At 43.9% G+C, this 12370-nt stretch carries 11 protein-coding genes; 5 read left to right on the forward strand and 6 right to left on the reverse strand.

What is annotated here, in order from left to right:
- Positions 1-67: 67 nt before the first annotated feature.
- From FXF70_RS02445 to FXF70_RS02460, 4 genes are all read right to left on the reverse strand, one after another.
- Complete coding sequence (locus FXF70_RS02445; RefSeq protein ID WP_076821220.1) at positions 68-523, reverse strand: GNAT family N-acetyltransferase; 456 nt, start codon at positions 521-523, stop codon at positions 68-70.
- Between the two features lie 109 nt (positions 524-632).
- Positions 633-1241, reverse strand: coding sequence for a bifunctional 4-hydroxy-2-oxoglutarate aldolase/2-dehydro-3-deoxy-phosphogluconate aldolase (locus FXF70_RS02450; RefSeq protein ID WP_046344626.1), 609 nt, complete (start codon positions 1239-1241; stop codon positions 633-635).
- Complete coding sequence (locus FXF70_RS02455; RefSeq protein WP_148779790.1) at positions 1213-2229, reverse strand: sugar kinase; 1017 nt, start codon at positions 2227-2229, stop codon at positions 1213-1215. The genes FXF70_RS02450 and FXF70_RS02455 overlap by 29 nt, the downstream gene beginning before the upstream one ends.
- A gap of 86 nt (positions 2230-2315) precedes the next feature.
- Positions 2316-3326 carry a LacI family DNA-binding transcriptional regulator gene (locus FXF70_RS02460; RefSeq protein WP_125589459.1) on the reverse strand — a complete coding sequence of 337 codons (1011 nt, stop codon included), beginning with the start codon at positions 3324-3326 and terminating at the stop codon, positions 2316-2318.
- Positions 3327-3583: 257 nt separating this feature from the next.
- Here FXF70_RS02460 and kduI point away from each other — a divergent pair, with 257 nt between their 5' ends.
- From kduI to FXF70_RS02485, 5 genes are all read left to right on the forward strand, one after another.
- Positions 3584-4411 carry a 5-dehydro-4-deoxy-D-glucuronate isomerase gene (kduI, locus tag FXF70_RS02465; protein WP_052320917.1) on the forward strand — a complete coding sequence of 276 codons (828 nt, stop codon included), beginning with the start codon at positions 3584-3586 and terminating at the stop codon, positions 4409-4411.
- Positions 4412-4415: 4 nt separating this feature from the next.
- Positions 4416-5189: a 2-dehydro-3-deoxy-D-gluconate 5-dehydrogenase KduD gene (gene kduD, locus FXF70_RS02470; protein ID WP_148779791.1), complete on the forward strand. Its 774-nt coding sequence runs from the start codon at positions 4416-4418 to the stop codon at positions 5187-5189.
- A gap of 104 nt (positions 5190-5293) precedes the next feature.
- Positions 5294-6760, forward strand: coding sequence for a spore germination protein (locus tag FXF70_RS02475; RefSeq protein ID WP_144716421.1), 1467 nt, complete (start codon positions 5294-5296; stop codon positions 6758-6760).
- A 3-nt stretch (positions 6761-6763) separates the two neighbouring features.
- The gene (locus FXF70_RS02480; RefSeq protein ID WP_056704251.1) at positions 6764-7864 is read left to right on the forward strand and encodes a GerAB/ArcD/ProY family transporter; all 1101 of its coding nucleotides are present in this window, start codon (positions 6764-6766) and stop codon (positions 7862-7864) included.
- The gene (locus tag FXF70_RS02485; RefSeq protein WP_148779792.1) at positions 7861-9006 is read left to right on the forward strand and encodes a Ger(x)C family spore germination protein; all 1146 of its coding nucleotides are present in this window, start codon (positions 7861-7863) and stop codon (positions 9004-9006) included. Before FXF70_RS02480 ends, FXF70_RS02485 begins: the two co-directional genes overlap by 4 nt.
- 204 nt (positions 9007-9210) lie before the next feature.
- Here FXF70_RS02485 and FXF70_RS02490 read toward each other — a convergent pair whose 3' ends face one another.
- Together FXF70_RS02490 and FXF70_RS02495 are read right to left on the reverse strand one after the other, a co-directional pair.
- Positions 9211-10608: a bifunctional glycosyltransferase family 2 protein/class I SAM-dependent methyltransferase gene (locus tag FXF70_RS02490; protein WP_148779793.1), complete on the reverse strand. Its 1398-nt coding sequence runs from the start codon at positions 10606-10608 to the stop codon at positions 9211-9213.
- 290 nt (positions 10609-10898) lie between these two features.
- The gene (locus tag FXF70_RS02495) at positions 10899-12263 is read right to left on the reverse strand and encodes a sugar porter family MFS transporter (RefSeq protein ID WP_148779794.1); all 1365 of its coding nucleotides are present in this window, start codon (positions 12261-12263) and stop codon (positions 10899-10901) included.
- Positions 12264-12370 lie beyond the last annotated feature (107 nt).

Below are 12370 nucleotides of genomic sequence, written 5' to 3' on the forward strand. Positions count from 1 at the left end.
CATTCCCCTCCTTCCATTGTTGCCGCATAAAAAAAGAGCTGCTTATAAAAGCATACTCTCTCGACCGCTATAATTCCTTTGTCATAAATAAACTGTTTGGATCTTCTTGGTATGAACCAAAAGGCGGACAATATTGAAAGCCAAAGCTCTCATATAATCTTCTTGCCGGTTCAAAGAAAGCAATCGCACCTGTTTCAAGGCTGACTCGTGTATAACCCCGCCGCTTCGCCTCTTGGAGAAGGTGGGTCAACAGATACTTCGCCACGCCTTTTCGCATATGGGCTGCTGCCGTCCTCATCGATTTGAGTTCACCATGTTCACTCGATAGCTCCTTGATGGCTCCGCAGCCAAGAAGCACCTCGCCATCCCTTGCACTCCATACTGTGACATCTTGTTTTTTCAGATCGTCTAACGGAAGGGCATGAATGCTTTCTGGCGGTGAATGTTTTTTCATCTCTTCTAAATGAGCTTGAATCAATTGTTCAATTTGACCATCTTTTAGTTCATCTTGTTGAATGTACATATCGACCTCTCCTTTATGCTCATTTTACGTGAAAAGAAGTGCCTTCCCATCTTTTATGTCAGATAAACGAACAAACAACCGGCAGTCATCCGCCGGTTGTTTATGTGAACTACATGATGGCGGAAGAAAGAACAGCCTGTAATTCTTCTGCTGTACTGCTTTCAAGCTGGCTGCCGACACCTACTGCCACAGCTCCTGCTTCAAGCCACTTTGGCACATCGACTGGATGAATGCCTCCTGTTGGGATGAACTCAATCTCTGGAAACGGGCCTTGCAAATTTTTCATATAGGACAAACCGAAGGCGCCGCTCGGAAAAAGCTTTAACACGCTGTATCCATTTGCTTTTGCCTGCATAATTTCACTTGGGGTCAAAACACCCGGAACGTAAAGTGTATCGTGAAAAGATAGGTGCTCTCCGATGACAGGAAGGTATCCTGGACTGACGATAAATTGAGAGCCGGCTTCAATGGCTGATTGTGCCTGCTCAAGCGTTGTAATCGTTCCGGCTCCGACAATCAAGTCGTGGTCATGCTGGTAAGATGCAATGATCCGCTCTGCATTGGGCGTGGTATATGTCACTTCGATGGCCCGCACCCCTTTTTTCTTTAAACGAGCAATCATCTCTATCCCCTCTGCTTCACTACCTGCTCTGACCACCGCAATGAGTTTACAAGCTGCGAGCTTCTCTTTAACGCTCATACTTGCTGACTTTCCCATACCTCTCATCTCCCTTCATATCGTGTCGCCTTTGATATCGTTTGGCTTCTTTTATAAATGCCTGAAGCTCTTTTCGAGTCGGCAGTCCCTCGTGATCTCCTGGGGACATGACTGCAAGTGCTCCAATGGCATTGCCTCTTGTCACCGATTTTTCATATGATAATCCGTCCAGCAGACCGCTCATCACTCCCACTGCAAATCCATCACCAGCTCCGACTGTATCCACGACATGAGACACATGGAAACCATCCACTACACCTTGGCCGGATGCACTTTTGAAATAGGCTCCTTCCGCTCCCAGTTTAATGACCACAAGCTTGACGCCTTTTTGTAAATAAACATCCGCAATCGCTTCCGGCTCATGACACCCCGTGAGTCTTTGACCTTCTGCAAGCCCAGGGAAAAACCAATCTACTTGAGCAGCCATCTGATTCACCGTATGAATCATGTCTTCTTCCTCTTCCCATAGTTGAAGTCTCAGGTTCGGGTCAAAGGAAATGGTTTTTCCTGCTTCTTTCATTTCTTTAAGGGCATGAAAAGAAAACGCTCTCATTTCACTAGACACAGCAGGCGGGATTCCGGTCATATGAAGATGTCCTGCCTGCTGAAAATAAGTGGACGGGAAATCGCTTGCGTTCAATGTGCTCGCAGCAGAGCCTTTTCGGTAGTACGTCACATCAGGGTCTCCATCGATGACTTTTGATTTAAGCAATATCCCTGTTTTGGCTCCATCATTTGAACGGAGTACTGCCTTCGTATCGACCCCTTCTTTTTGAAGCTCTTCTAAAATAAATGTACCAAGTGAGTCCGCCCCGACCTTGCTCATCCAGCCAACGCTAAAGCCTAATCTTGCCAAGCCGACCGCAACATTACTCTCTGCACCAGCAAGTGCTTTTTGAAACGTATGCACTTGGTGAAGCTCGCCAATTTCTTTTGCATAAAACATCGCCATTGATTCCCCAAAAGTGATCACATCCAATGCTTTCACTGATTTCTCCCCTTTCTTGGTACCGGTTTCAAAACAGTTGAAAAAGAGAGAGCATGCACGTATGTATACTCTTCTCTGCCTGACGTTTATAAAGATTTTCTCACAATGATTTCTCCATCAAGTTGAATGGTCTGGGGTGCACTCTTATCTCCTTCAAGACGCGTCTTGATTTTTTGCATCGCCGCTTTCCCCATCTCATGAGATGGCTGCGCCACCGTAGTGATGCCTGGCCCGATCAGCTTATACCATTCTGTATCATCAAATCCGGCAATGCCTATCTCTTCAGGAATCTTCACCCCAAGATCGACGAGTTCACTGATGAGTTTCAGCATGAGTAATCCATTGCCTGCTAAAATCGCTTTTTTCTGATGGTTTGATTGTAAAAAACGACAAATCTCATCTCGCATTTGTTCCTTTTGCTTCAAATTGATTTCTGCAATCATAGGTGTCTTATGTTGACTCATGGCCGTCTGTTCATAGGCTTCTTTTCGTTCTTCACGAGGACTAATCCCATCGACAGGCTCAGTAAAGAAAGCGATATGTTCGTAGCCTTTTTCATACATCTGATGAAGTAGACGAGCCGTGATGTCACGGTTATTCGTTGTGACGGTATCGACCTTGAGTTCAGGTAACTTACGGTCAACAAGAACAATCGGTACACCGTTTTGCTTAAAGTCTTGCAAAATGTCATTGTTTTGACCGGTCGTATTGATGATCAGCCCTTCAATATAATGAGCATGCAGCTTCAGTAACATTTCTCGTTCTTTTTCTGGACGATTATCTGTGTTGCACACCATGATGCTGTATCCATATTCATCACAAATCTCTTCCACACCACGAAGTGTCGCAACAGAGAACGGGTTCGTAATATCAGCCACAATAAAACCAATGACCTTGCTCTTTCTTACTTTCAATCCTTGGGCAAGCTGACTCGGACGATAATGGAGCTCCTCAATGGCTTTTTTTATCTTTTTTACCTTTTCAGGAGAAATCTCATTTGTTCTGCCATTGATGTATCTGGATACCGTTGATTTTGAGACACCTGCATATGCTGCAACTTCGTTAATGGTGACTTTCGTTTGCTTTTTCTCTTTCATACAAAAAACTCCCAAGATCGATCTTCTCTTTTGTTTCGAAACCGATTTCAAATAAACTTAAAAAAAGCATACCACAAGTTGAGCTGTATCAGAAGATTTTTTTCATGAACATGAAGAAAAAAAGCTTTTATACAAATAAAGAAAGCGATTACAAATTAACGGTTGACGCCGCTCTCTTTTTCCTCTAGAATTTTCCTTGAAACCGATACCAAATAAAATAATCATATGTTTCAGATGGAAAGGGAGGCTTATCTCAAATGGAAAATCGTTATGCTGTACATCCTGAGCAGGTCAAGCGTTTTACAACAGAGGAACTTCGTCGTCATTTTCATATTCCGACACTTTTTGTCAGTGGTGAATTGAAGCTGTATTATTCGCATGAGGACCGTGTGGTGATTGGCGGTGTTATGCCGACATCAGAACCGATCAAGCTAGATGCCGGCGACTTTTTACGTACAGAATATTTTCTTGAAAGACGGGAAATTGGCATTGTAAATGTCGGCGGCCAAGGTACGGTTACAGTCGATGGTGAGTCATTTATGCTGGAGCATAAAGATTTCTTATATATTGGACTTGGACACGAACATGTACAGTTTGCTAGTTCATCAGGTGAGCAGGCCAAATTTTATCTTGTGTCAGCCACCGCTCATAGAGCGTATCCGACACAAAAGGCTGCGATCGCTGAATTAACACCGAATCATTTAGGGGAAGCATCCGCCTCGAACGTACGGAATCTGTATCAGGTCATTCATGCAGACGGCATCCAAAGCTGCCAGCTTATGATGGGCATCACTCAGCTTGAAACCAATAACACATGGAACACGATGCCTGCTCATATACATGACCGGCGGATGGAAGTGTACTTATATCTTGATATAGAGGAAGACGCACGTGTCTTTCATTTTATGGGGGAGCCATCTGAAACGAGACATCTCGTTGTGGCAAATGAAGAAGCCGTCATCTCACCTGCCTGGTCCATTCATTCAGGCTCAGGTACAGCAAATTATTCATTTATTTGGGCAATGGCGGGAGAAAACTATACGTTTAAAGATATGGACTTTGTCCCGATGGACCAGCTGAGGTAATGAGATGACGTCGACATCATATGTAGCGTCCCTCTTTTCCCTCGAAGGCAAAACAGCTCTTGTCACAGGTCCTGGAACTGGTATTGGGCAAGGGATTGCCGTAGCGCTTGCCCGTTCAGGTGCAGATATCATCGGCACCTACCACCATACGCCGCTTGATGAAACAAAAGAACTTGTCGAACAGACCGGCAGATCATTTCATGCGATTCAAGTAGACTTTTCAGATCCTCAGTCCGCAAAGCGGGATGTTGATGCCCTTTTAAAGCAGCATTCAATTGATATTTTGATTAATAATGCTGGGACCATTAAAAGAGAAGAGGCCGCTCAATATTCAGAGGAAAACTGGCATACTGTGATGGATGTGAATATCAACAGTCTCTTTTTCCTCACGCAAAAGGTCGGACAGCAGATGCTGCAAAAAGGGCAAGGGAAAATTGTCAATATCGCTTCCCTTCTATCATTTCAAGGTGGTGTCTTTGTTCCCGCTTATACAGCAAGTAAGCATGCTGTCGCAGGTTTGACGAAAGCTTTTGCAAATGAATGGGCAAGTCAGCATATTCAGGTCAATGCGATCGCGCCTGGTTATATTGCAACCAATAACACGCAAGCCATTCGTGACGATGCGAACCGGAATGAAGAGATTCTGAAACGAATCCCCGCTGGACGCTGGGGACGGCCTGAAGATCTAGCAGGTGCCGCCGTCTTTCTCAGCTCCCCTGCCTCTGATTATATGAACGGTCATATTTTAGCCGTAGATGGCGGCTGGCTGGCGAGATAAACATGTGAAGAGAATTCCTATTTTAGGGGATTCTCTTTTTTCTATTTGCATAATTCTTCTCCTTCCGAGTCACTCTATAAAAAAAGACATGAGGGTGAGGTATTATGAAAAGTCGTATTGAACAAGATATAGAGTCCGTCATTCAGCGTGTCAAAAGCTTTGCCGGCAAAAGTGATGATATCGTGTTCCACTCTTTTTCATTTGGTCCTTCCGCTGTCTCTGCATGTCTCGTGTACGTTGAAGGACTCACAGAATTTGAGATGCTTTCCAAACAAATCATTTCACCTATGCAAAAGGAACTGACCATCACTGAGGTCGACCACACCACACTTTCTTCCCTTTCTAAAACGTTCTTTGGCATTCAAAATGATGTGCTGGAAGATATGAACCTTGCCACCCAGCAGTTATACAGCGGCAGGGCTATTTTATTTGTGGATAGGGCCACTCAAGCGCTTGCGCTCCATACGAATCTTTTTCAATTTAGAGAAGTAGAGGAGCCGCAATCAGAAGTCCTTGTAAGAGGACCCCGGATTGGATTTATTGAAAATCTTGAAAAAAACACGGCATTGCTTCGTGAAAGAGCAAACGATCCGAACCTTGTCATTCAAAAGGTAAACATAGGAACTCGCAACAAGAAATCTGCTGCTCTTGTGTATGTTCGTGATATCGCAGACCCCAAACTAGTAGATGATGTATTCTCTCGTATGAAGCAAATCAAAATGGATGATATTCCTGAGTCCGGCTATATTGAACAGTTGATTGAAGACAGTCATGTCTCTATTTTTCCGCAGATTCAAAATACAGAACGTCCTGATCGGGTGATTGCTTCTGTGCTCGAAGGAAAGGTGTCTATTTTGCTCGATGGGACGCCGTTTGCCCTCATTATGCCGATGACTCTCACTGCCTTGATGCAATCACCGGAGGATTATTATCAAAGATGGACAAGTGCGACTCTTTTGCGTTTGCTCCGTTATATTGCCGTGCTTTTGACGATCTTTTTACCGGGACTCTATATCGCCCTTGTTTCCTATCATCCTGGTTTATTACCAACACGAATGGCACTTACCATCGCAGGCAGCCGGCAAAATGTGCCCTTTCCTCCTGTAGTGGAAGCCATTTTGATGTCGTTTACGATTGAACTGCTGCGGGAAGCTGGACTTCGTCTTCCTAGGGCGATCGGGCAGACGATTGGACTGATTGGCGGCGTCATTATTGGACAGGCGGCTGTCCAAGCCAATATCGTCAGTGCCTTAATGGTCATTATTGTGTCTCTGACGGCACTAGCCGATTTCACTGCTCCATCATATGATTTCAGCTTCCCCTTACGCATTCTGCGGTTTATGGCCATCTTCAGTTCAGCCATGTTTGGATTATACGGCTTAATTATGTGTTATTTATTTGTACTTTGTCACTTGATGCAGCTAAAGACCTTTGGTTTTGACTATTTCACACCTGTTTTGTCTTCACCGTTTTCAGATTTAAAAGATACGTACGTTCGTTTACCAATAGGGCTATTTAAATCGAGACCGAAAACAGCCAAAACAAAAAATCTCAAAAGACAAGGAGAGTAAACGATGTACAGAGCTGAGAAGCTATCATTGTTACAAGTCACCATTCTATGCAGTTCTACAATGATAGGCGCTGGAATTTTAACCATTCCTCGCAGTTCTGCCAATTCAGGATTCCCTGATGGCTGGATCATTGTATTAATACAGGGAGTCATCTTTGCTTTCGTTGCTTTTTTGCTAGGTTGGATTGCGGAGAAGAATGCGCCGGATACCATTTTTGAATCGAATACAAAAGGAGCCGGTGCCTTCTTTGGCACAATCTTTAACCTAATGCTGATCGGTTATTTACTAGCCATTGTTGGCTTTGAGGCGCGTGTACTTGGGGAAGTGGTTCAATTTTTCCTGCTGCAATCGACCCCGATGACCGTGATTGTGATGATTTTTTTACTAGTGGCCACCTATCATTTAAAAAGCGGCATTTTTCCGGTAGTGAAAATGGTGACATATATTTATCCGATGACCATGATCATTTACATTGGGCTCATGCTGTTTAGTTTGAAAATATTTGATTTTGATTATTTACGCCCGGTAATGGCTCACGGGTTTAAAGATTTTAGTAATTTGTTCTCTCAAACATTTATTCAATTTACAGGCTTTGAAGTCATTTTGTTTGTCGTACCGCTTATCTATAAAGACAAATGGTCAAAAGCGAAATGGGCCGCAGCGATCGGTGTAGGGATCACCACACTTATTTACTCCCTCACGCTCTTTATTGTGATTGGTTCCATGACGGTTGGAGAAACGAAATCACTCACCTGGCCCACTGTCTCACTCATTCAAGCGCTAGAACTAGAAGGGGTCTTCATTGAACGCTTTGATATTTTCTTACTGACGATCTGGACGTGCCAGCAGTTTATTTGTATGCTTGGCTTTTTCCAATTTGCTATTAAAGGCTGTCAAACGGTGTTTAAGACAACCAATTTAACGAGACTGCTATGGTTGCTGTTTTTGCTGACCTCAGCTCTCTCTCTTTTTCCGAGAAATATCAATGAAGTCTTTTACTACTCGACTTTACTCGGCTATGCATTATTCGCTGTTTTAGCGATTCCTTTTATAACAGCTGTTCTGCTCATGATACGTAAAAAATGGGGAGGTCGATCTGCATGAAAGTGCGGCGTTTATGGCTCACCTTTCTGTCTTGCTGTCTTTTGCTTTTATCGACAGGTTGCTGGGACTTAAAAGATATTGAGAAATTATCGTTTGTGCGCGGTGTTGGCATTGACGAGGAAGATGATAACGGAGTCAAACTCACCTATCAAAACCTTGTCCCTAAAATGGGCGGAACACAAGAAGCAGATTCCCCTGGCTATGTGAATGTCGTCTCAAAGGGGAAAAATGTACTGGAAGCAGTCAGCAATGTCGCTTTGAAGGACCCGCCGATTTACAGTGATCACCTCAAAATCTTTTTGTTTGGCAAAAATCAAGCCGAGCATCATGATATTCAAGGGACACTCAACCACTTTATACGAGATGATGAGGTTCGAAGAAGCAGCTACCTCTTAGTGTCACGCCATGAGGCTTCAAAAGTCATCAATCAAAAATTAAAATCACAACAGAGGGTTCCAGTCGAGCATATTTTTGAAACATCAAAAAACCGGAGCTTTAACGGGAAGATTTTACTGCCAACACGTATTGGCCGAGCGTCGGATTACTTTCAGATGGGTACAAGCTTTCTTGTCCAAAGTGTGGATGTCGTAAACGGAGAACTCACCTATGATGGTGCAGGCATTATCCATGGGAAAACGCGAAAGCTGATAGGATTCATACCAGCAAAGGATGTCCAATCTTTAAACTGGGTCATGAATCGCATCTCAGGCGGAGTCGTACCTGCCACCTACAAAGGCTTTCCGATTACATATGAAATCAAGAAAGCAAAGTCCAAGATTGAACCCTATCTGAAGAACGGAAAGATTTCCTTTAAAATTAGTGTACAAACAAACGGGAAACTATCAGAAGATCAATATCCCCCTGAAAACTCATACGATGAGCAATACATCAAACGATTTGAGCACATTTTTGAACGCAAAATCAAAGAGCGCATTCAAAAAGCTGTCCACCACATGCAAAAAGAAGTTGGTGTTGACCCGATCCTTTTAAATCGGCAGGTGCGCATCAAGTATCCAGACTTTTGGGATCAGCACCGCAATGAATGGGATACACTATTTCAAGAAGTAGACATTGCATATGACGTAAAAGTGAGCATTTTGAACTTTGGTGCAGAAGGCGCAACGAAAAGCTTTAAATGGTAGCGCAAAAGGCGGATGACCGCCTTAGATGGTTGACAAAGGGATAAAATGAACTTTGTTTTAGCCCTTTGTCTTCTTTTCAGCATGATAGAAAACCTTTGCAGTCTAGGAAGGACGAGTACCGGAGCAGAGCGAATGAGGGATTCGCGAGCACCGGCGCAGAGGACTGACAAAAAATGCGAGGGTTTGCCTACACGCTGAGGCGGATTACCCGGAGGGGGGACCGCCTTTTTTACGTGCAACGATCAAAAGCTGATAGAGCGTCACTTGATCAGATAATGCTTTTGTTTGAAAGCCAAGTGACTCTCCTACTCTCGCCACTTCGTCAAAAAACAATTGAACGTTTTGATCAATTGGCACATTGATGGGCTGTTCAATCACGCGATGAAACAAATGGTCTGGAAAGAGCGCCCGCATTGTGTTTGGTGTGAAAAATCTCATATGTGTTCGATCTAAAATCCCCACATCTTGATACGTAAAATCACCTGCCAATAAAGGCAGCAGTACTTCCGCATGCATCATATTAGGTAAGCAGCAAATGATCACGCCTCCTGGTTTTAAAGACGCATGCGCTTGAGCAATCATCTGCCATGGGTCTGACACATGCTCTAACACATCAGAAAAGATCACAGCATCAAAAAAAGCTTCTTTCTCTGACCAAGGATACGCCTCCGCTTTTGTCTCAATCACTTCTTTGTAATACGCCTTTGCTATCTCTGCTTTTAATGCATCCGCCTCTACTCCGTACATGTCAACGGCCTGCCGGTTGATCAGTTCAAGTCCTGTCGCCCCAGCACCGCAGCCAACGTCCAGCACACACCTGGCATCCTCAGGGAGCAGTGCTGCAAAATATGGATGGGGTGTTATCAAGTTTAAATCAATGCCCCATTTATCTAAAAAACGAAGCCTGTTCTCCGCAAACAACGTAGAGATGTTCGTTTCTTCATTGGCATTGAAGGTAGCATGACCGTGATGATGCACAAAAGAATCATGGACGATTTGCAGCTGGTACCCCTTCAGCAATGAGCGCAGACAAAGGTCATCATCCTCAAATGATCCATATACAAACCGCTCATCAAATAACCCTACATCCTCGATCAGCTCTCTTTTGACCAGCAAACAAAAACCAACAAGTCTATGCACATATGTTCTTTGACCTTTTTTCGAAGCCGTATATGCCTTCGCAAAGGCAGGAAGCTCCTTCACATCTGTGTAAGATGGCTGAACGAGCTGAGGACCACTTACATAATTGGAGACAGGCCCTACCATGCCAATACGCTCTGATGCAAAAAGGGCTTCTCTTAAAGGCAAAAGCCAGTTTTCGGTCACAATCGTGTCGTTATTTAAAAAAAGAAGACTATCTCCTGTTGCTTTTTTCGCCCCTTGGTTACAGCCCTTGGCAAAACCTTGATTCTTCTCGTTGTCAATCAACACGACATCTTCCAGTTGTCTCACATATTCCTTTGTTCCGTCTGATGAAGCATTATCCACGATAATGAGTTCATATTCATCACGCCGAGTATGCTTCTTGATACTGTCGATACATTTTTTCGTTAGGTGCAGTTCATTGTACGTCAGCATCACAATGCTCGTTTTTCCTTTCATCTCATTTCCACCTTTCGCCCGCCTGTTCCATATGTATGTCATAGGCAGCACGTTCAGAAGATGAGTGATTGTCCTTTCTTGATTAAACGTTTGTTTAACAAAGGGCTAAAATGAATTTTTTAGCCCTTTGTCTTCTTTTCAGCGTGATAGAAAACCTTTGCAGTCTAGGAAGGACGAGTATCGGAGCGGAGCGAATGAGAGATTCGTGAGCACCGACACACAGGACTGACACCGAATGCGAGGGTTTGTCTACACGCTGAGACCAGCTGCCTCATGCAGCTGGTCTTTTTTCATACCGTTTCCCCTTCGTCATTCACGACGGCACGGTTTCTCTTTTTTAAATCTTCTTCAATCTCTTCAAGACTTTTCCCTTTCGTTTCTGTGACTAAATATTTCACAAATAAGAAGGCACCTATGCCGATGGCTGCATAAATAAGGAAAAGGTTACTGATGCCAATTGCACTTAACAAGGTCGGGAATGTGAGCGAGATGATCAAATTCCCTGTATGCAGTAGGAAGGTCGATACCCCCGTACCAATTCCCCGGACATGTACAGGGAACAGCTCTGGCAGCATCACCCATACGACCGGGCCCCAGCTGACAGCAAAAATGACGATGAAAAGTCCTAAACATATAATCGTTGTCCACCCTGCAGCTGTTGATCCCTCGAAAAAACGATTGACCACTGCTAGAACAATCAAACTAAGGACCATCCCTACATTTCCAAATAGGAGTAACGCTTTCCGCCCGACACGATCAATGATTTTAATCGCAACAAACGTCATGACAACATTGACTGCACCAATTCCTACAGTTCCTAAAATGGCTGCTGAATCGCCAAAGCCGACACTTGTGAATGTTTTTGGTGCATAATAAATGATCGTATTTGTCCCAATAAACTGCTGTAAAAAGGCTAGACCGACACCAGCAATTAAAGCGGGGCGCACCCATGGTTCGAGTAATTCCTTAAGACCGCCTTTTTCTTCACTTTCTGCTTTTTGAATATCCGCAATTTCGTCTTCAACTTCTTGCTTGCTTTGTCTAAGTTTTGACAATATTTCTTTCGCCCGGTCCGCCTGTCCTTGGACAAACAGCCAGCGAGGACTTTCTGGCATAAACAAAATACCACATAACAAGAGCACAGAAGGAACAACGGCAATTCCAAGCATCAGACGCCATGCCTCTGCATCTGCTAAAACGTAGTTCACAATATAGGCAAGAAGAATACCAAATGTGATCATGAGTTGGTTTAATGAGGAAAGTGCCCCTCTTGATTCCTTTGGCGCAAGTTCAGATAAATACAATGGAACAATCGTCGTCGAGCAACCGACAGCAAGTCCTAGCACGATTCGGAATAAAACCATAACCTCCGTATTCGGCGCAAGGGCTGTTCCAAATCCACCGAAAATAAATAAAATGGCTGCGGCGATTATCGCTTTTTTCCGTCCGAATTGATCTGTCAGTTTTCCAGAAAGAGAAGACCCGAGCATCGCCCCGATTAAAATCGAGCTGACCACAAGTCCCTCTGTAAATGCATTTAAACCCAAATCCTCTTTCATAAATAAGATAGCGCCAGAAATGACACCTGTATCGTAACCATATAAGGCGCCGCCAAGTGCGCCGAAGAAATAAAGCCACCCATTCCGATTTTTCATGATCATAACCCCTCTTTTATCTATGTAATGACTGGATGTTTCTCTATGAAAAATCATTTTCCTCACTTCCTGTCATTTCAAACATTTCGATGTTTTATGACAAATAT

This window comes from Bacillus sp. Y3 (assembly GCF_008123875.1).
In the GTDB taxonomy this organism is placed as follows: domain Bacteria; phylum Bacillota; class Bacilli; order Bacillales; family Bacillaceae; genus Bacillus; species Bacillus altitudinis.

Excerpts from the sequence above, each read along its gene's own strand:
- FXF70_RS02445 (WP_076821220.1), bottom strand. The coding sequence starts at position 523 with ATGTACATTCAACAAGATGAACTAAAAGATGGTCAAATTGAACAATTG.
- FXF70_RS02450 (WP_046344626.1), bottom strand. The coding sequence starts at position 1,241 with ATGGGAAAGTCAGCAAGTATGAGCGTTAAAGAGAAGCTCGCAGCTTGT.
- FXF70_RS02460 (WP_125589459.1), bottom strand. The coding sequence starts at position 3,326 with ATGAAAGAGAAAAAGCAAACGAAAGTCACCATTAACGAAGTTGCAGCA.
- kduI (WP_052320917.1), top strand. The coding sequence starts at position 3,584 with ATGGAAAATCGTTATGCTGTACATCCTGAGCAGGTCAAGCGTTTTACA.
- kduD (WP_148779791.1), top strand. The coding sequence starts at position 4,416 with ATGACGTCGACATCATATGTAGCGTCCCTCTTTTCCCTCGAAGGCAAA.
- FXF70_RS02475 (WP_144716421.1), top strand. The coding sequence starts at position 5,294 with ATGAAAAGTCGTATTGAACAAGATATAGAGTCCGTCATTCAGCGTGTC.
- FXF70_RS02480 (WP_056704251.1), top strand. The coding sequence starts at position 6,764 with ATGTACAGAGCTGAGAAGCTATCATTGTTACAAGTCACCATTCTATGC.
- FXF70_RS02485 (WP_148779792.1), top strand. The coding sequence starts at position 7,861 with ATGAAAGTGCGGCGTTTATGGCTCACCTTTCTGTCTTGCTGTCTTTTG.
- FXF70_RS02490 (WP_148779793.1), bottom strand. The coding sequence starts at position 10,608 with ATGAAAGGAAAAACGAGCATTGTGATGCTGACGTACAATGAACTGCAC.
- FXF70_RS02495 (WP_148779794.1), bottom strand. The coding sequence starts at position 12,263 with ATGAAAAATCGGAATGGGTGGCTTTATTTCTTCGGCGCACTTGGCGGC.